Source organism: Streptomyces sp. NPDC001880, from assembly GCF_053594575.1.
The window spans coordinates 14,213-33,914 of sequence record NZ_JBSFET010000039.1; the positions used below are offsets into that span (position 1 = coordinate 14,213).

The window sequence follows — 19,702 nt, forward strand, 5'->3', positions numbered from 1 at the left end:
CGAAAGAGGGATTGACGACAAGTGCTCGACGTCAACTTCTTCGACGAGCTGCGGATCGGCCTTGCCACCGCGGACGACATCCGGACCTGGTCCCACGGCGAAGTGAAGAAGCCGGAGACCATCAACTACCGCACGCTCAAGCCCGAAAAGGACGGACTCTTCTGCGAGAAGATCTTCGGTCCGACCCGGGACTGGGAGTGCTACTGCGGCAAGTACAAGCGTGTCCGCTTCAAGGGCATCATCTGTGAGCGCTGTGGCGTCGAGGTCACGCGCGCCAAGGTGCGCCGTGAGCGCATGGGCCACATCGAGCTTGCCGCTCCCGTCACCCACATCTGGTACTTCAAGGGCGTCCCGTCGCGCCTGGGCTACCTCCTCGACCTCGCGCCGAAGGACCTGGAAAAGGTCATCTACTTCGCCGCGTACATGATCACGTTCGTGGACGAGGAGCGCCGTACGCGCGACCTGCCCTCGCTGGAGGCGCACGTCTCCGTCGAGCGTCAGCAGATCGAGAACCGCCGCGACGCCGACCTGGAAGCCCGCGCCAAGAAGCTCGAGACCGACCTGGCCGAGCTGGAGGCCGAGGGCGCCAAGGCCGACGTGCGCCGCAAGGTGCGCGAAGGTGCCGAGCGCGAGATGAAGCAGCTGCGCGACCGTGCGCAGCGCGAGATCGACCGCCTCGACGAGGTGTGGAGCCGCTTCAAGAACCTCAAGGTCCAGGACCTGGAGGGCGACGAGCTGCTCTACCGCGAGCTGCGTGACCGCTTCGGCACGTACTTCGACGGCTGCATGGGCGCCGCCGCGCTGCAGAAGCGCCTGGAGTCCTTCGACCTCGACGAGGAGGCCGAGCGCCTCCGCGAGATCATCCGTACCGGCAAGGGCCAGAAGAAGACCCGTGCGCTCAAGCGCCTCAAGGTCGTCTCCGCGTTCCTGCAGACCAGCAACAAGCCCAAGGGCATGGTGCTCGACTGCGTGCCGGTCATCCCGCCGGACCTGCGTCCGATGGTGCAGCTGGACGGTGGCCGCTTCGCGACCTCCGACCTGAACGACCTGTACCGCCGTGTGATCAACCGCAACAACCGCCTCAAGCGTCTCCTCGACCTCGGTGCCCCCGAGATCATCGTGAACAACGAGAAGCGGATGCTGCAGGAGGCCGTCGACGCGCTGTTCGACAACGGCCGCCGCGGTCGCCCGGTCACCGGTCCCGGCAACCGCCCGCTGAAGTCCCTCAGCGACATGCTGAAGGGCAAGCAGGGTCGATTCCGTCAGAACCTTCTCGGTAAGCGTGTGGACTACTCCGCGCGTTCCGTGATCGTCGTCGGCCCGCAGCTCAAGCTGCACCAGTGCGGTCTGCCGAAGGCCATGGCGCTGGAGCTCTTCAAGCCGTTCGTGATGAAGCGCCTGGTCGACCTGAACCACGCGCAGAACATCAAGTCGGCCAAGCGCATGGTCGAGCGCGGCCGCACCGTGGTGTACGACGTCCTCGAAGAGGTCATCGCCGAGCACCCGGTGCTGCTGAACCGTGCACCGACCCTGCACCGCCTCGGCATCCAGGCCTTCGAGCCGCAGCTGGTCGAGGGCAAGGCCATCCAGATCCACCCGCTCGTCTGCACCGCGTTCAACGCGGACTTCGACGGTGACCAGATGGCCGTCCACCTGCCGCTCTCCGCGGAGGCGCAGGCCGAGGCCCGCATCCTGATGCTGTCCTCGAACAACATCCTGAAGCCGGCCGACGGTCGTCCCGTCACCATGCCGACCCAGGACATGGTGCTGGGCCTGTTCTTCCTCACCACGGACGAGGAGGAGCGCGAGGTCGTCGGCCAGGGCCGTTCCTTCGGCTCCACGGCCGAGGCGATCATGGCCTTCGACGCCCGCGAGTTGTCGCTCCAGGCGAAGGTCGACATCCGCTTCCCGGTGGGCACCATCCCGCCGCGGGGCTGGGTGCCGCCGGTCGCCGAGGAGGGCGAGCAGGAGTACCAGCAGGGCGACACGTTCCGGCTGCGTACGTCCCTGGGCCGCGCGCTCTTCAACGAGCTGCTGCCCGAGGACTACCCGTTCGTCGACTACTCGGTCGGCAAGAAGCAGCTCTCCGAGATCGTCAACGACCTCGCCGAGCGCTACCCCAAGGTCATCGTGGCGGCGACGCTCGACAACCTGAAGGCGGCGGGCTTCTACTGGGCGACCCGTTCCGGTGTCACCGTGGCCATCTCCGACGTCGTGGTCCCCGAGGCCAAGAAGGCGATCGTCGCCGGCTACGAGGCGCAGGACGAGAAGGTCCAGAAGCAGTACGAGCGCGGTCTGATCACCAAGGACGAGCGCACGCAGGAGCTCATCGCGATCTGGACCAAGGCGACCAACGAGGTTGCCGAGGCGATGAACGCGAACTTCCCCAAGACGAACCCCATCTTCATGATGGTTGACTCGGGTGCCCGAGGAAACATGATGCAGATGCGTCAGATCGCCGGTATGCGTGGTCTGGTGTCCAACGCCAAGAACGAGACGATCCCGCGTCCCATCAAGGCGTCCTTCCGTGAGGGCCTCACCGTTCTGGAGTACTTCATCTCCACGCACGGTGCCCGTAAGGGTCTGGCGGACACCGCCCTGCGTACCGCCGACTCGGGTTACCTGACCCGTCGTCTGGTGGACGTCTCGCAGGACGTGATCATTCGCGAGGAGGACTGCGGCACCGACCGCGGCCTCAAGCTGAAGATCGCGGAGAAGGGTGCCGACGGTGTGCTCCGCAAGACGGAGGACGTCGAGACCTCGGTCTACGCCCGCATGCTCGCCGAGGACGTCGTCGTCGACGGCAAGGTCATCGCGCCTGCCAACGTCGACCTCGGTGACGTGCTCATCGACCAGCTGGTCATGCACGGCGTCGAGGAGGTCAAGACCCGGTCGGTCCTGACCTGCGAGTCCGCGGTCGGCACCTGTGCCTTCTGCTACGGACGCTCGCTCGCCACCGGCAAGCTGGTCGACATCGGTGAGGCGGTCGGCATCATCGCCGCCCAGTCCATCGGTGAGCCCGGTACCCAGCTGACGATGCGTACCTTCCACACCGGTGGTGTGGCCGGTGACGACATCACCCAGGGTCTGCCCCGAGTCGTCGAGCTCTTCGAAGCCCGTACGCCCAAGGGTGTCGCCCCGATCTCGGAGTCCGCGGGCCGGGTCCGGATCGAGGAGACCGAGAAGACCAAGAAGATCGTGGTCACGCCGGACGACGGCAGCGACGAGATCCCCTTCCCGATCTCGAAGCGCGCCCGTCTGCTCGTCGGCGAGGGCGACCACGTCGAGGTGGGCCAGAAGCTCACCGTGGGTGCGACCAACCCGCACGACGTGCTGCGCATCCTCGGCCAGCGCGCGGTCCAGGTCCACCTGGTCGGCGAGGTCCAGAAGGTCTACAACTCGCAGGGTGTGTCGATCCACGACAAGCACATCGAGATCATCATCCGGCAGATGCTGCGCCGCGTGACGATCATCGAGTCCGGCGACGCGGAGCTGCTGCCGGGCGAGCTCGTCGAGCGCTCGAAGTTCGAGACCGAGAACCGTCGTGTGGTCACCGAGGGCGGTCACCCCGCCTCCGGCCGTCCGCAGCTGATGGGTATCACCAAGGCCTCGCTGGCGACGGAGTCCTGGCTGTCGGCCGCCTCCTTCCAGGAGACGACCCGAGTCCTGACGGATGCGGCGATCAACGCCAAGTCCGACAGCCTCATCGGCCTCAAGGAGAACGTCATCATCGGTAAGCTCATCCCGGCCGGTACGGGTCTGTCCCGCTACCGCAACATCCGGGTCGAGCCGACCGAGGAGGCCAAGGCCGCGATGTACTCGGCCGTCGGCTACGACGACATCGACTACTCGCCGTTCGGCACGGGCTCCGGCCAGGCCGTTCCGCTGGAGGACTACGACTACGGTCCGTACAACCAGTAAGCGAGTCGCTTGACCGACCGGAGGGCGGTCACCCCGTTTCGTACGGGGTGGCCGCCCTCCGGCGTGTCCCGATGTGCCGCACCGGTGGTCGCGGCTACAGGTAGTGCCGCAAATGGTGTAGCCGGGTCGGGAAGTCGGGGTGGCTGGAGAGCAGCCGCGCGGCCATCGCCCTCCGCTCCTTCGGCTTCCCTGTGACGGCGAGAGCCGTCTGCCGCGCACGGACCTCGTGCGCGTGCATCGTCTGCAGCACCTCGGCCAGCTTCGGTGCGAATCCGAGCGCGGCGGCGTGACGGTCGGCGCGGAGTTCGGCACGGCGTCCCAACGCTGCCGATACATACGGAAGCAGGAGAAGCAGCGGAAGCCCGTACAGCACCGCGGTAACGCAGGAGAGGCCGCCGATCGCCACGAGCAGGGCGCCGATGGTGAGGTAGAGGGCGCATCTGGCCGGTGTGACGACGTGGCGGGCCGTCGCGCGGAGGACACGCCACACCGCCCGGCCCGGCAGCCCGTACCAGTGGCTGAGCAGGGACGACCACGCATGGCCGCTGGTGTGGTGCCCGAGTTCATGGGCGAGTACGGCGGCCAGTTGGGTGCTCGGCAACTGTTCCAGCGCGAACCGGGTGACCCCCACGATGTGCCCCGCGGCGGCGTATGCGTTGAGGTCTTCGCTCTCCTCGATCCAGAGCTGATACGGCGCTCCGTCGATTCCGGCGAGGGCCGTCACCTCCTGCCAGACCGGCTCCAGCCGTGCGGCCTCCTGAGGCATCGGGCGCCGGAGACTGAGCAGGTAGCGGGCGAGAAGGTCCTCCGTGGGCCGATGAAAGACCAGGGCTCCGGATGCCAGCCAGAGTACGGCCGGCAGCCAGAGCGGCAGTCCGAGAAAGCCGTCCAGGACCGCACCCACGAGCAGCACCACCAGCGAGCTCATCAGGAAGGTGGGCAGTGCGAGCACCAGTCGTCCGAGTGCGGTGACGTCCACACGTCGCTGGTGCGCGGTGTAGTACACACGTCGGCCCGGCCCGTGCTCGTACACCAAGTCATCGGCTGGTTCGGTGGCGGTCGCGTACTGATCCGGGGAGGCAACGGTTTCGCCGTCGGCCGGGGACTGTCCGGGGCCGCTGTCCGCCGGCACGGGCCGGTCACCTGGGTCCCGGGGTCGAGGCGCTGATCGTGAGGTCATGATCATCCTTTTTGGGTGAGGGACGTCAGCCGAGGAGCAGCGAGGCGGGAAGCAGGAGCGCGCCCACGGAATAGGTGAGCAGCCCCGCACGTATCCACTGGTGCTTGCGCACGGCGATCAGGCTGGTCTCGGCCAGAGCCGTGACGAGCGCGATGTCCGGGGCGCCTTCGGTGGCGTCGAGCGCTTCCGCCAACCGGTTCTGGCGGGCGGCGCGTCGGATGTCCGCGAAGTAGGTGAGCGGGGCCCCGGGGGTCCAGGTGCTGCTGCGGTAGCGCGGCAGCACAGCCATCAGCATGGAGAGCAGCGCGGCCGCCAGCCCGCCGGTGCCCGTCCACCACAGGACCGTGCCGGGGCCGGAGAGGGAGTGCGGGCGCCAGTCGCTGCCCGCCAGCCAGCCGCTGATCACTCCTGCGGTCATGCCGAGCGCGGCGACCAGCACGGACGCCTTGCTGTCGGCCCGAGCGATCTCGGACCGCAGATCGAGGAGGAGCTGCGTTCGGGCATCGGTGTTCCGGGCCGGGGGAGCCGCTGAAAGGACCGGTGACGGGGTGGTGTCGGTCATGTGCTGCGGCCCTCCTGGTCCGGCGCCCCGGCCACGTCCGTGGCCCGGAGCGTGTTCGCCGTCCTCGGCGTGTCCGCGAGCTCGGCCGCGCCGGTCGCTCCGCCCTGGTCCTCCGCTGCGATCCCGGCGGGGCCGACGGGCGTGGCCGGCCGGGGGAGAGGAGACGCTGCGGCAGGTTTCGCCTCGGCCGACGCGGCTCCGGGCCTGTCGGCGTCCGCGTCCACCGCACTCGCCGACGGCGTGGCCGTGTCCGCCGGACTCAGGGGCGTGCTTCCGTAGCCCGGCGGCGGACGCCAGCCGGGGAAGGCGCTCAAGGGGGAGCCCTCCTCCGGTTCGGCCCTGCGGAGCGGTGTGCCGTCGAGTCGGCGCGTGTCCCGGCCGTTCGCGACGATGCCGTCGGTCCGGTCGTGGTCCGCCCGAAGCGTTTCCCGCAGGGCCGTTCCCGGTTCCGCACACGGCGCGTCCTTTGGCATCGAGACCGTCAGCCGGCCTGCGGTGTTGCTCTGTGCCGTGACTCCGGGCAGATATTGGTCCAACACATCGATCACCGCCTGGAACGCCATCTTCTTCGGTGCCTCCAGCTCATGGTTCTCCGCGCTGTCACCGTTCAGGAGTTCGCCGGCCAGCGTCAACTTCGCTCTGATCGCCTGTAGTTGGTCCTGGCGCAGGCTGTTCGCCACCAGCTCGGTGTCTTCGGGATGGTCGGCCAGATGGAGCGCCCACGCACGGACCCCGCCCTGTTCCAGGTGCTTTTCGTAGAACGCGATCCTTTCCGCGTTCACCTGCTGAAGCTCCATCTGCCGACGGGTCCGGTCGACAGCCTCCGCGTGCTGCCACTTCTGCTGCCGCAGGGCCAATTCATGCTGCTGCGCGCCGAATTCGGCCGCCCGTTCCCACTGCAGCGCGTCCTGCTCCCTGCTGCGCTGGTCGATCGCGGCATCGTGCTCCTTGCCGCGCCGCTCGGTGTGGATCTGCTCGACGGCCGCGTGGTCGATGGACCGCATGCGCTGCACATGGTCGATGACCCCCTGGTCCCCGCGCAGCCGTACGGTCCAGGACACCGCGAGCCCGGCCCCGATGCCGAGTGCACCCTGTGCACGTACCTCCCGCAGCAGCGCCTTCTCGGCCTCCGCGCTCCGAGAGGCGGCGTAGCGACGGGTGACGGCCCGGGCCGGCTGTTCCAGCTCGCCGATCAGCAACCGCGGTACGTCGCGGTGCCTGCTCGCCACGAACCGCGCGGGATCGACGACCTGCCACGACAGTTCGACGACCACCCCGAATTCGAAGGCGTCGTCGTCGCTCGGCAGGCTGATCTCCTCGCGCACGGGGTGGACACCCATGTCGACCTCGTACACCGCGGTGTAGCGCTTCGCGGCGGCTCCGGCACGGGTGGGGCGGACCGGCGGAAGGTAGGTGTCGTACGAGCCGTCAGGGGCCGAGAAGACCAGGGCGTGGTCGATGCGAGTGAGCGGGCGGCGGGCGAATCCGAAGCGGGACAGCTGCCGGACGGTGACCACCGGGTCGGTCAACCGCGTTCCCCGGTCGGCCCGTTGGTCCCAGTCGGGTGTTCTGCGGAATTCGGGCATGGGCACTCTCCTGTTGCTGTGGGTGAGATCGCAGGTCAGGGAAGGGGCAGGACGGCCAGCAGCCGCCCCGCCACGGACGGGGGATCGGTGCCGTCCTCGCCGGGCATCGTCCGCAGGAGGTGGCTGAGCCGCTGGTGCTCCGACGATGCGGTGACGAGCGAGGGCAGCAGCGCGGCGAGAGCCCACTCGGTGCCGGGGTCGTGGTCCGCCGACAGCACCCAGCGGCGCAGCACGTCGAGGGCGTCCCGGGTGTGGCCCCGGTCGCCCAGGGCGGTGCGCCACAGCTCGGCGATGCCCCGGGCGTCGGGGGTACGCGCCGCTGACGCCCGTGCGTACCAGGAGAGGACGCGCGGCGGTCCGTGGCGTTCGTCCTGCTCCGTCCGGCGGCAGGCGCTGAGGAAGCCGCCGAGCGCGAGGTCGGCCGCCGGCCGGTCGTCGTGCACCGTCCTGACCAGCTCAGCGATCACGTCCTCGCCCGCAGGCGACAGCAGCAGCAGCTCCACGGACTCGGCGAGCTGCCCCGTCAGATCCGGGTCGGGCTTCGGCTGCCCCGCCTCGTGCCGCGCCGCCGCGCGCAAGGCAGCCAGGGCCTTTGAGGGGCGTTCCGGCCCGATCAGCCCGTGGGCCCGGATGGCCACCCAGCGCAGCGACGACTCCTCGCTCTCGCACCAGGCGTCGAGGATGCGCGGCACGTTGGGAGTGCCCAGCACGTGGGCGAGGGTGAGCGCGCTGACGGCGACGAGCCGGTGCCGGTAGAGGCGGGAGGAGGCCCACGGCTCGATGACCAGCGCCATGGCGGACGGCAGATCGGTGTGGGCGAGGACGGCGACGGTGGAGGCGGCGCGTGTGCGTACGAAGGGCCGCCCGTCCCCGGCCAGCTGTTGCAGCCAGTGCACGAGCGCCGGCCGCGCCGAGGGATGCCCGGTCCAGATCTCGCGCAGCAGTACCAGCGGGGCCCGCTCGTCGAGGTAGGCGGCCTTCACCTGGCGGACCGGGCCCCACTCGGTGGGCTCCTCGGCCTCGAACCGGCGCGCCCGCGCCAGCTGGAGCCGTTTGCCGATGTGCGTACCGAAGACCGGGACGGCGGCCCGCCGCACTCCGCTCTCGGTCTCCTGGAGGAAGGCGTAGAGCAGATCGCCCAGTTCCGCCGTCAGGGCGTACGGCCCGTCGTCGAAGGCGGCCAGTGCGACGAGGAACGCCTTCTCGCGCAGGTGCAGTACCGTCCCGTCGTCCTCGAACCACTCCTGGACCTGGTTCTCCAGCGCGACCAGGGAGAAGCCGTCGAGATGTGCGGTGTCGCCCTTCCCGGTGGAGTAGTCGGCCAGCAGCCGGGCGAACTCGGCAACCTCGCGCGGCTGATGGCTGCGTTCGAGGAACGCGGCTGCGGCGGGCAGGGACAGCAGCTCCGGCACGCGGTCCTCACCGTCCAGCAACACCTTCAGGTGCGCGGCGAGAACATCGCCCTGTGGGGGCGCCTGCCAGTCCACCGCTGTTACGTCCTCCAGCAGGGTGGTCGGTCCCACGGTGATCACCAGATACGCGTCCTCGCCCAGTTCCTTGCGGGCGGCGAGCAGGTCCGCCTCCCGCAGCGGCCGGCCCGGCGCCGTGACCAGGTCGCACAGGATGTGCCCGGTCCGGCCGCCGGGCGGCTCACCGCCGCCGAGGCCGGCCGTGAGCTGCCCGGGGGTGGTGTCCCGGTCGACCGCCCGGACCGGATCCGTGTGGAGCCGGTGCAGCAGCATGAGCGCGGCGGTCCGTCGGCCGGCGAAGTGCGGGCCCGAGAGGACCAGCACGTGCTCGTCGCGGAGCCGGTCGGCCAGCGCTTCGAAGTCGTCGCGACCGGGGACGAAACAGGCCGCCAGCTCCTCCAGGGCGGACTGTGCGATCTCGCCGGAGGTGTGGAGCGTGGAGGAAGCACCGAACTGGTAGGTGATCTCGGTCCGTTCCAGCAGGATGTTCCCGTAGAAGGTGCCGCCGCCGATGCCGTGGTTGGTCCCGCCGAAGACGCCGCCGCCGACCTGGGAGCCGTCCCCGAACCCCATGGTCCGCGGGGTGTGGTTCTCCAGGTCCCGCCGGGCCGCCCAGGCGGGCTGCGGCTGGTCGGTCTCCTCCGCGGTCTCCCCATCGGCCCGGTGGCCCTCCGGGGCCTCGGAGGACGGGTCGTCCCCGGCCGGGGGCTGGGCTCCCTGCGCCTGTTCCTCGGAACTCACCGGCGGTCGCCCCGGCCGCCGTCGCCGAGACGGACCTCCCCGTGGAAGACGCCGCCGCCGATGCCGTGGTTGGTCCCGCCGAAGACGCCGCCGTTGACCGGGCCGCCGCCGGGACCGGGGGCCGGCACCGGCGACGGCGGGGCGGCCGGGACCGAGCCCGTGGCCTGCGGGCGCTCCTGGGGGAGCGGACCGTGCAGCCACGCGTCGAGCGGACCGTTCTTGCTGTCCACGGTGACGGACCGGAACTCCTCCGCCGGGACGCCCGTGTGACTGTGCCGTACGACCCCCTGGTAGACCGGGTCGGACACGCAGAGCGCGAAGTCGTCCGGGCGGGCCCGCAGCGCCGTCCTCAGTGCGTCCGCGTCCAGCAGTCTGCACGCGTGGTTGAGGTCGCTGCCCACCCAGCCGTCGAGCGGGTCCACGGCGACGTACCCCGAAGCGACCACTCCCCGCAGCCGCATCCGCGCCGTGGCGGAGGCGCGCCGGTTCTGGCTGCGCAACCGGGCCGGTACCTCGGTCAGCAGCGCCCGCAGCAGGGCGACCACCGAGCAGTTGGCGTCGATCAGCTCCATCACGGAGTCACCGCGGTCCGCCCGCCGCCGCCGGGTCTCGTCGATCCCGGCGGCCAGCAGTGCCCGGTCGGTCAGGTCGTAGAGCATGCGGCGCAGATACGCCTGCTCGACATCGTCCCGCTCGCTGTACTTCTCGATGTCGAGCAGCAGGATCGTGCTGTTCACCGGATCGTTCATGGGATGCCTCTCGCTCGTGTCTCCGTGGGCCGAGGACATGAGCGTGGGGCTGGAGGGGCCGCGGTGGTGAGGACGGATGACGCACTCGGTGTGTGACCGTGTGCACAGAGTCGGCGGAGGCCGCGCCGTCCTCGCCGGGGTGCGGTGCCCGTGCTACGGAGTCTGCGGGGCGTCCTGGCGGACGGCCGGGCGGGAGGATTCCCCGGCCCGGGCGATCCGGCGGAGCGCGTCCGGCCGCACGATCACCAGCGCCCGCCGCCCGGTCCGTACGATGCCGCGCTCGCGCAGGTCCTTCAGCAGCCGCTGGACCATCTCCCTGGAGGCGCTGACCGCCCCGGCCAGCTCCTGCTTGCTGAGCGGGATGTCGAGTTCGATGCCTTCGCCCGTACGGGCACCGTGGGTGTGCGCCAGGTCCAGCAGCAGGACGGCGAAGCGTTCGCGCACCGTCATCGCCGCGAACTCCAGGCTGCGCCGGTCCGCGGCCCGCGTCCGGTCGGCGGTCAGCGCCAGGAGCGTGAGCGACACCGCGGGGGAGCCGGCCACGAAAGCGCGGAACTTCTCGTGCGTCACGACCACGGCCCGTACGGCGGAGAGCGCGGTCACCGTCGCCGAGCGCGGCCGCCCGGTCAGCGCGGCCGATTCGCCGACGATGTCGCCGGGGCCGCGCAGGGCGTGCAACGCCTCGTAGCCGTTGGGCGCGGAGGTGGTGACCTTCGTCCAGCCGGTGAGGATCAGCAGGACGTACGCGGACGGCTCGTCCTGCCGGAGCAGGGCGGTCCGGGAGTCGAAACTCAGCTCGCGCCCCAGTGCGAGCAGGGCCACCCGGTCCTCGCGCTCCAGACGGGCGAGGAAGGGTACCTGGTCGTCGAGTCCGTCTCCGTCGGGTACGTACGCCGCCGCCATCCCGTCCCCCCGGTCGTTCATCAGCGGTTCAATGTACTGAGAACGCCCGTGACCGGACCCGCAAGGTCGTTTTTCTGCCGCCCGCCCGGCTTCGGCTGTCTCGATTCAGCCCGCGACGAGCTGCGGAACTCCGGCGTGTCGGGGTGAGACGGATTTGTTTTGACCGGAGTCGACGCGGTAGGTACGCTCAGACCTTGTGCCTGGGGTGTGCCTGGACTCGTGTGCGTGTCCTCAACCGCACGGCGAGTTCGTCACTGGCCACCGCAATCTGCGCTCCTTCTGCCTTGCGGCAGGAGCCTGCAGTATTCGACACACCCGACCGCGTGGGTCGGTGACGTTCCAGGTTAGTTTCACGAACGGCACACAGAAACCGGAGAAGTAGTGCCTACGATCCAGCAGCTGGTCCGGAAGGGCCGGCAGGACAAGGTCGAGAAGAACAAGACGCCCGCACTCGAGGGTTCGCCCCAGCGCCGCGGCGTCTGCACGCGTGTGTTCACGACCACCCCGAAGAAGCCGAACTCGGCACTCCGCAAGGTCGCGCGTGTGCGTCTGACCTCCGGTATCGAGGTCACGGCCTACATCCCGGGTGAGGGACACAACCTGCAGGAGCACTCCATCGTGCTCGTGCGTGGTGGCCGTGTGAAGGACCTGCCGGGTGTTCGTTACAAGATCATCCGCGGCTCGCTCGACACCCAGGGTGTCAAGAACCGCAAGCAGGCCCGCAGCCGCTACGGCGCCAAGAAGGAGAAGTAAGAATGCCTCGTAAGGGCCCCGCCCCGAAGCGCCCGGTCATCATCGACCCGGTCTACAACTCTCCTCTTGTCACCTCGCTGATCAACAAGATCCTGCTGGACGGCAAGCGTTCCACCGCCGAGCGGATCGTGTACGGCGCCATGGAGGGCCTCCGCGAGAAGACCGGCAACGACCCGGTCATCACGCTGAAGCGTGCGCTTGAGAACGTCAAGCCCTCGCTCGAGGTCAAGTCCCGCCGTGTCGGTGGCGCCACCTACCAGGTGCCGATCGAGGTCAAGCCCGGTCGCGCCTCCACCCTCGCGCTGCGCTGGCTCGTGGGTTACTCCCGCGCCCGCCGCGAGAAGACCATGACCGAGCGCCTCATGAACGAGCTGCTCGACGCCTCCAACGGTCTTGGCGCTGCCGTCAAGAAGCGTGAGGACACCCACAAGATGGCCGAGTCCAACAAGGCCTTCGCGCACTACCGCTGGTAGTCGCTACCCACATCGAGACCGAGAGAAGACTGAGCCTTATGGCCACCACTTCGCTTGACCTGGCCAAGGTCCGCAACATCGGGATCATGGCCCACATCGACGCGGGCAAGACGACCACCACCGAGCGGATCCTGTTCTACACCGGCGTTTCGTACAAGATCGGCGAGACCCACGAGGGTTCCGCCACGATGGACTGGATGGAGCAGGAGCAGGAGCGCGGCATCACCATCACGTCCGCCGCGACGACCTGCCACTGGCCGCTCGAGGATGTTGACCACACCATCAACATCATCGACACCCCGGGCCACGTCGACTTCACCGTCGAGGTGGAGCGTTCGCTCCGCGTCCTCGACGGCGCCGTCACCGTGTTCGACGGTGTGGCGGGCGTCGAGCCGCAGTCCGAGACCGTGTGGCGTCAGGCGGACCGCTACGGCGTTCCGCGAATCTGCTTCGTCAACAAGCTCGACCGCACCGGCGCCGACTTCCTGCGCTGCGTCGACATGATCACGGACCGCCTCGGCGCGACTCCGATCGTGATGCAGCTGCCGATCGGTTCCGAGGCCGACTTCACGGGTGTCGTCGACCTCGTGACGATGAAGGCGTTCGTCTACCCCGTGGAAGCGACCAAGGGCGAGGCGTACAACGTCGTCGACATCCCGGCCGAGCTGGCCGAGGCCGCCGACGAGTGGCGCGGCAAGCTCCTGGAGTCCGTCGCGGAGAACGACGAAGAGATCATGGAGCTGTACCTGGAGGGCCAGGAGCCCACCGCGGAGCAGCTCTACGCCGCGATCCGTCGCATCACCATCAACTCCGGCAAGGGCGGCGAGACGACCGTCACCCCGGTGTTCTGCGGCACCGCGTTCAAGAACAAGGGCGTCCAGCCCCTGCTCGACGCCGTCGTGCGCTTCCTGCCCTCCCCCCTGGACGTCGAGGCCATCGAGGGCCACGACGTCAAGGACCCCGAGGTCGTCGTCAAGCGCAAGCCGTCCGACGACGAGCCGCTCGCGGCGCTGGCGTTCAAGATCATGAGCGACCCGCACCTCGGCAAGCTCACCTTCGTCCGGGTCTACTCGGGCCGCCTGGAGTCCGGCACGCAGGTGCTGAACTCCGTCAAGGGCAAGAAGGAGCGCATCGGCAAGATCTACCGCATGCACGCGAACAAGCGTGAGGAGATCGAGTCGGTGGGCGCCGGCGACATCATCGCCGTCATGGGCCTGAAGCAGACCACCACCGGTGAGACGCTCTGCGACGACAAGGCGCCGGTGATCCTGGAGTCCATGGACTTCCCGGCACCGGTCATCCAGGTCGCCATCGAGCCCAAGTCCAAGGGCGACCAGGAGAAGCTGGGTGTCGCCATCCAGCGCCTCTCCGAAGAGGACCCGTCCTTCCAGGTGCACTCCGACGAGGAGACCGGCCAGACCATCATCGGTGGTATGGGCGAGCTGCACCTCGAAGTGCTCGTCGACCGCATGAAGCGCGAATTCCGCGTCGAGGCGAACGTCGGCAAGCCGCAGGTCGCGTACCGCGAGACGATCCGCAAGGCCGTCGAGCGCGTCGACTACACCCACAAGAAGCAGACCGGTGGTACCGGTCAGTTCGCCAAGGTGCAGATCGCGATCGAGCCCATCGAGGGCGGCGAGGCCTCGTACGAGTTCGTCAACAAGGTCACCGGTGGCCGCATCCCCAAGGAGTACATCCCCTCGGTGGACGCGGGTGCTCAGGAAGCCATGCAGTTCGGCATCCTGGCCGGCTACGAGATGACTGGCGTCCGCGTCATTCTTCTCGACGGTGGCTACCACGAGGTCGACTCCTCCGAGCTGGCCTTCAAGATCGCCGGTTCGCAGGCCTTCAAGGAGGCCGCGCGGAAGGCGTCCCCGGTTCTCCTTGAGCCGATGATGGCCGTCGAGGTCACCACGCCCGAGGACTACATGGGCGATGTCATCGGCGACATCAACTCCCGCCGTGGCCAGATCCAGGCCATGGAGGAGCGCAGCGGCGCTCGCGTCGTGAAGGGCCTCGTGCCCCTCTCGGAGATGTTCGGCTATGTCGGAGACCTCCGCAGCAAGACCTCGGGTCGCGCAAGCTACTCGATGCAGTTCGACTCCTACGCCGAGGTTCCGCGGAACGTCGCCGAGGAGATCATCGCGAAGGCCAAGGGCGAGTAACTCTCCCGAGCTCACGCTTTAGGCTTGTCACCGGAGCCTGGTGGGGCATTCCTCGCAGAGCGAAAGCAATGTGTTGAATGCCCCCGGGCCCGGCATCCCAGCAAAGATCACCTGGCGCCGATGAAGCAAGGCGTACAGAACCACTCCACAGGAGGACCCAGTGGCGAAGGCGAAGTTCGAGCGGACTAAGCCGCACGTCAACATCGGCACCATCGGTCACATTGACCACGGTAAGACGACCCTCACGGCCGCCATTACCAAGGTGCTGCACGACGCGTACCCGGACCTGAACGAGGCCTCGGCCTTCGACCAGATCGACAAGGCTCCCGAGGAGCGCCAGCGCGGTATCACGATCTCGATCGCGCACGTCGAGTACCAGACGGAGCAGCGTCACTACGCGCACGTCGACTGCCCGGGTCACGCGGACTACATCAAGAACATGATCACCGGTGCCGCGCAGATGGACGGCGCCATCCTCGTGGTCGCCGCCACCGACGGCCCGATGCCGCAGACCAAGGAGCACGTGCTCCTGGCCCGCCAGGTCGGCGTTCCGTACATCGTCGTCGCCCTGAACAAGGCCGACATGGTGGACGACGAGGAGATCCTGGAGCTCGTCGAGCTCGAGGTCCGTGAGCTCCTCTCCGAGTACGAGTTCCCGGGCGACGACGTTCCGGTCGTCAAGGTCTCGGCGCTCAAGGCCCTTGAGGGCGACAAGGAGTGGGGCCAGTCCGTCCTCGACCTGATGAAGGCCGTCGACGAGGCGATCCCGCAGCCCGAGCGTGACGTCGACAAGCCGTTCCTGATGCCGATCGAGGACGTCTTCACGATCACCGGTCGTGGCACCGTCGTCACCGGTCGTATCGAGCGTGGTGTCCTCAAGGTCAACGAGACCGTCGACATCGTCGGTATCAAGAACGAGAAGACCACCACCACGGTCACCGGCATCGAGATGTTCCGCAAGCTGCTCGACGAGGGCCAGGCCGGTGAGAACGTCGGTCTGCTCCTCCGTGGCATCAAGCGCGAGGACGTCGAGCGCGGCCAGGTCATCATCAAGCCCGGTTCGGTCACGCCGCACACCGAGTTCGAGGCCCAGGCCTACATCCTGTCGAAGGACGAGGGTGGCCGTCACACCCCGTTCTTCAACAACTACCGCCCGCAGTTCTACTTCCGTACCACGGACGTGACCGGCGTCGTGACCCTCCCCGAGGGCACCGAGATGGTCATGCCGGGCGACAACACCGTCATGTCGGTCCAGCTGATCCAGCCGGTCGCCATGGAGGAGGGCCTGAAGTTCGCCATCCGTGAGGGTGGCCGGACCGTGGGCGCCGGCCAGGTCACCAAGATCGTCAAGTAATTACCTGACTGTCTGACCTGGTTGCTCCGTACAGAGCACCAAGAAGGGCCCCGGCCCGCCGCGAGAGCGGTGGACCGGGGCCCTTCGGTGCGTACGGGGGCTTTCTTGTTCATGTAGGCATGCGGATCCGGCCCGCGTGTGCGTTCAGGGCGGTGTCAGTTCTCCAGCCGGACGGGCATCAGCAGGGAGAAGGTGTCCTCGGAGTCGGCCCGGCGGATCGCGATGGGGGCGGTCGGGGCGCCGAGCTCCAGGACCAGCCGGTCGCGGGCTCCGGCGGCGAGGGCGTGCAGCAGGAACTCCCGGTTGACGGCGATGACGTCGTCCCGGTGGTCGTCGCCGTCCTCCTGGACGGTCACCGTGCCGTCGTCCGCCACCCCGAGCAGGCTGAGGTCGCCGCACGGGCCGTCCTGTTCGCGCACCGGGCTCGTACGGACGGGGCCGTTCTCCACGGCCTGCCGAAGGGCCGGGACGTCGACGGGCACCCGGCGCCCGGCCGGCAGGCGGACGAGGCGGCGGTAGTCGGGAAAGTCGTGGTCGAGGCACTGGCCGGCCACCTGGCGGTCGCCCGCCTCCAGGGTCACGCGGTCACCGTCCACGGTGAGGTGCGTGGCCGCGTCGTCGGTGAGCAGCGCCCGCATGGCGTCGGCGAGCGGGGACGGCACGACGACCTGCACGCGGGGGCCTTCGTGCCCGGTCGCACCGGCGTGCGCGACGGCCAGCCGGTACCGGTCGGTGGCCACGACCCGGAGCCCGTTGTCCTCGAAGTCGAACAGGACGCCGTGGAGCATGGGAAGTTCGGGATCGGTACCGGCGGCGAAGCGGACAGCGTCCAGGGCGGCGGTCAGCTCGGGAGCGGAAACGGTCGATCGGAGTGTCGTGGTACGGAGCGAAGCCATGGGGGTCTCCCTGCGTTCGAGTAGGGCTCGGATCGTGGAGAACTCGTTGCGGGCATCGGACAGGCCCCTTTCGAGCCGGCGCAGATGCGCCCGGATCAGCGTCCCTATCAGCTCGGTGTCGGCGGCGGACCATCCGGCCAGTACCAGCCGGATGTCCGCCAACGGCATACCGGCCCGGCGCAGCCCGGCCAGCAGCACGGACTCCGCGAGCTGCTCGGGGGCGTACCAGCGGTAGCCGCTGTCCGGGTCCACCCGGGCCGGGACCAGCACGCCGGCGCCGTCGTAGAACCGCAGGGCACTCGCGCTCAGTCCGCTGTCGCGGGCCATCTCACCGATGCTGCGCATCTCGTTCTCCACGCCTGGAACTCTGGGCCCTTGACCAGGTCGAGGGTCAACCCCGATCGGACCCGGGGCGCTTTGTGCCGGGAGTCCATTCGGGGCGGGAGTTCATTCGAGGGGCGCCCTGTCCATTCGTACTCGTACCCGTGTCCGCGCCCGTCGGCCGCCCGGTCAGGGGCGCCAGATCCAGGGCAGGGCGTCGGGGCCCAGAGCCACTACCACCGGCCGTCCGTCCTTCCCGACGTGGAGCGCGGGCCCGTCCAGCGCCACCGGCCCCTGTCGCCGCACGGCGGTCCCGTCGGGCGTACGGAGCCGGATCAGGCCCTTCGCGGTGCGGCCGAGCAGCACCGGGCCGCGCGGCGTACGGGCGGCGGCCACCGGGCCGTACCCGTCGAAGCCCGGCAGGTCCTCGGCCTGGTGCGCGGGGCCGCCGAGACCGACACCGGCCGCCGTCTCCCCGGTCCGTACGGTCGTCAGGGCGGCCTTCGCCGCCGCTCGGTAGAACAGTTCGACGGCCCCGTCCGTCCCGGGCAGCGCGGCCGGGCCGTCCCCCGGCACCGGCACCCCGCCGATCTGGGTGCGGGCGGTCACCGCGTCGCCAGGCGTGTCCTGCGTCCAGTGGTGCACCGCGAACCGTCCCGCCGCGAAGACATGGACCCGCCCCGCGTCGTCCACCACGGCGGACAGTCCGTCCTGGACCTCGCCGCCGCCCATGTCCCGCCAACCGCTCCACCGGCCGGCCGTGTCCCGTACCCGGGTGCTGAGGCCCTTCTCCGCGTTCCGTACGAAGAGGTGGACCCGCCCGTCGGGCGCGGCGACCGCGACCGGAACGCCGATCCGGCGCCCGCCGTCGTGATCGCGCACCGGGTTGCCCAGCCCTTGCCAGGCGCGGAAGGCGCCGCCGGGGGAGCGCTGCTCCAGTGCGACGATCTCGCGCTGGTTGTCCGCGCCGTGCCCGGCGATCGCCGAGAACCGCAGCCCGAAGAGCAGATGGCGCCCGTCCGGCAGCGTCGCGCTGCCGAGGACCGGGGCGAGCGGGCCGCCGCCGAGGTCGTCCGGAGTCCCCCACACCCCGCTGCCCGGCGCGCTCTCGCGTCGGCGCACCGCCCGCAGCCCCAGCACGCCGTAGGCGACGAGCCGCCCGTCCGGGTCGGTGGCGACGACGGGCCGGGGGCCCGGGTGGCGGTAGTGGGTGGACCGCACCCAGCCCTTGCGGTTGGTCAGCGGCCGGTCGCCGCCCACGTTGTAGTCCCCGCAGCCCGCGGGATTGCCGCACCGCCAGTCCACCGAGCCCCCGTAGGGCACCAGGTGCGAGGCCTTCTCGGCCAGCACCGCGGGCGGCAGGTTCTTCGGCCAGTGCCGGTTGTAGTAGGCCCGGAACGATGTGGTGGTGAAGGCCGGTATCCCGTCGCCGTTCCGGGTGGCCCGTGCCACCCACCGGATCAGCGCGGCCCAGGTGAACAGGGCGGCCGCGGTGTGGTCGGGGTGGTCGGAGTAGCCCGGCTGCTCGCTGTCCCGGCGGCGCACGGCCTCGCTGCTGTGCTGGATGTCCGGGTCAGGGTCCAGGGTGTGCAGGATGCTCGGCCGGTACCGCTCGAACAGCCCGACCAGGACGTCTATCAGCCCGTCGTAGGTGTACGAACCCGCCTTCTTCAGCGGGGAGCCGTCGGCGACGACGGTCGGCAGGACCAGGCGCCGGTCCTGCCAGAGGCTCGGCAGTCCGAGCCGTCCGTACGAGGTGTGCATGGCGGTGCTGACGAATATCAGCTCGACCCTGCGGCCGCGGTGGCCGAGGGTGTTGATCTCTGCGCGGTGGCCGCCGTGCAGCTCGATGACGGACTTGTGCCAGGGGGCGAACCGGTCGAGGCCGAGCAGGGTCGCGTACGCCTGACGGAGCCCCTGGTGACGCGAGGAGGAGTACGCGGACTTGTCGGGCGGGGGCAGCGGCCGGCCCGGCACCCGGTTGACGCCGTTGGCCTCGCCGCCGGTCAGATAGACGCAGACGAGGGGGGTGCCGGCGTCGAGGGCCTGCTGGGTGTCCGGGTTCATGAAGTACAGGTCGTCGTCCGGGTGGGCGAGGACCTGCATCATCAGGGCCGGGGGCGAGGTGCTGATCGGCAGGCCGGGCAGGGGGTTCGCGGCCGGGTCGCGGCGGCGGGGCGACGACGGCGCCGCGCAGGCGGTGAGGGCGCCGAGGCCGGTCGCGCCGGCCACCGCCAGCGCCGTGCGCCGCAGCACTCCCGTGCGGGATGCGCGCAGGGCGGGTCGATCCGTCACACCGTGCTCCGTCCACTTCCCCCGCGGCAGCGGGCGGCCGTGCGGCCCTGTGCCGCGCGCCGAATCCGTGCAGGCCGCGGTGGGGGGAGCCGCTGCTGCGGGGGGATAGACGGAGATTCCCGGGGGCGGGTTGCCTGCATATCCGCAGGTGTGACCTGGACTGCTCAACTCAGGGATGTACGCGCCATGAACGGCCACGTTCGGGCACGGCGCGCCGTTGCGGGGTGGCGCCGACGAGCGGATCGTGCCGGACGGCGCGGGCCGGGCGCGGTCACCGTCGCCGGGTACTTCGACGACCGGGACGGCCGCAGAGCACGCAGGGTCAGGATGTCCC

13 protein-coding genes are annotated in these 19,702 nt (G+C 69.6%); 5 read left to right on the plus strand and 8 right to left on the minus strand.

Features of this window, described 5'->3' with window-relative positions; all coding sequences use genetic code 11:
* Nucleotides 1-21: 21 nt before the first annotated feature.
* Nucleotides 22-3,921: a DNA-directed RNA polymerase subunit beta' gene (locus ACWCQ6_RS21255; RefSeq protein ID WP_451091382.1), complete on the plus strand. Its 3,900-nt coding sequence runs from the start codon at nucleotides 22-24 to the stop codon at nucleotides 3,919-3,921.
* A gap of 94 nt (nucleotides 3,922-4,015) precedes the next feature.
* Here the strand turns inward: ACWCQ6_RS21255 and ACWCQ6_RS21260 are convergent, their stop codons facing one another.
* From ACWCQ6_RS21260 to ACWCQ6_RS21285, 6 genes are all read right to left on the minus strand, one after another.
* Entirely contained in the window at nucleotides 4,016-5,053 is a 1,038-nt protein-coding gene (locus ACWCQ6_RS21260; RefSeq protein WP_451091384.1) for a M48 family metalloprotease, read from the minus strand.
* A gap of 73 nt (nucleotides 5,054-5,126) precedes the next feature.
* Entirely contained in the window at nucleotides 5,127-5,663 is a 537-nt protein-coding gene (locus ACWCQ6_RS21265) for a Pycsar system effector family protein (protein WP_451091386.1), read from the minus strand.
* On the minus strand, nucleotides 5,660-7,249 hold the full coding sequence (locus tag ACWCQ6_RS21270; protein ID WP_451091388.1) for a hypothetical protein: 1,590 nt from the start codon (nucleotides 7,247-7,249) through the stop codon (nucleotides 5,660-5,662). Before ACWCQ6_RS21270 ends, ACWCQ6_RS21265 begins: the two co-directional genes overlap by 4 nt.
* A gap of 35 nt (nucleotides 7,250-7,284) precedes the next feature.
* Nucleotides 7,285-9,459 (minus strand): hypothetical protein, encoded by a 2,175-nt coding sequence (locus ACWCQ6_RS21275; RefSeq protein WP_451091390.1) that lies wholly within the window; start codon nucleotides 9,457-9,459, stop codon nucleotides 7,285-7,287.
* Nucleotides 9,456-10,208, minus strand: coding sequence for a hypothetical protein (locus ACWCQ6_RS21280; RefSeq protein WP_451091392.1), 753 nt, complete (start codon nucleotides 10,206-10,208; stop codon nucleotides 9,456-9,458). Before ACWCQ6_RS21280 ends, ACWCQ6_RS21275 begins: the two co-directional genes overlap by 4 nt.
* A gap of 153 nt (nucleotides 10,209-10,361) precedes the next feature.
* Entirely contained in the window at nucleotides 10,362-11,132 is a 771-nt protein-coding gene (locus ACWCQ6_RS21285) for a Crp/Fnr family transcriptional regulator (RefSeq protein ID WP_451091394.1), read from the minus strand.
* A 360-nt stretch (nucleotides 11,133-11,492) separates the two neighbouring features.
* Between ACWCQ6_RS21285 and rpsL the strand changes: the two genes are divergently transcribed.
* From rpsL to tuf, 4 genes are all read left to right on the plus strand, one after another.
* Entirely contained in the window at nucleotides 11,493-11,864 is a 372-nt protein-coding gene (gene rpsL / locus ACWCQ6_RS21290) for a 30S ribosomal protein S12 (protein ID WP_003948652.1), read from the plus strand.
* Nucleotides 11,865-11,866: 2 nt separating this feature from the next.
* Nucleotides 11,867-12,337 carry a 30S ribosomal protein S7 gene (rpsG, locus tag ACWCQ6_RS21295; RefSeq protein ID WP_072485550.1) on the plus strand — a complete coding sequence of 157 codons (471 nt, stop codon included), beginning with the start codon at nucleotides 11,867-11,869 and terminating at the stop codon, nucleotides 12,335-12,337.
* 38 nt (nucleotides 12,338-12,375) lie between these two features.
* Complete coding sequence (gene fusA / locus ACWCQ6_RS21300) at nucleotides 12,376-14,502, plus strand: elongation factor G (protein ID WP_451091396.1); 2,127 nt, start codon at nucleotides 12,376-12,378, stop codon at nucleotides 14,500-14,502.
* 160 nt (nucleotides 14,503-14,662) lie between these two features.
* Nucleotides 14,663-15,856: an elongation factor Tu gene (gene tuf, locus ACWCQ6_RS21305; RefSeq protein WP_451091398.1), complete on the plus strand. Its 1,194-nt coding sequence runs from the start codon at nucleotides 14,663-14,665 to the stop codon at nucleotides 15,854-15,856.
* A gap of 155 nt (nucleotides 15,857-16,011) precedes the next feature.
* On the opposite strand, the gene ACWCQ6_RS21310 is transcribed toward tuf, so the two are convergent.
* Nucleotides 16,012-17,109, minus strand: coding sequence for a DNA polymerase III subunit beta family protein (locus tag ACWCQ6_RS21310; protein WP_451091400.1), 1,098 nt, complete (start codon nucleotides 17,107-17,109; stop codon nucleotides 16,012-16,014).
* Between the two features lie 153 nt (nucleotides 17,110-17,262).
* Complete coding sequence (locus tag ACWCQ6_RS21315; RefSeq protein ID WP_451091432.1) at nucleotides 17,263-19,329, minus strand: PIG-L family deacetylase; 2,067 nt, start codon at nucleotides 19,327-19,329, stop codon at nucleotides 17,263-17,265.
* Nucleotides 19,330-19,702 lie beyond the last annotated feature (373 nt).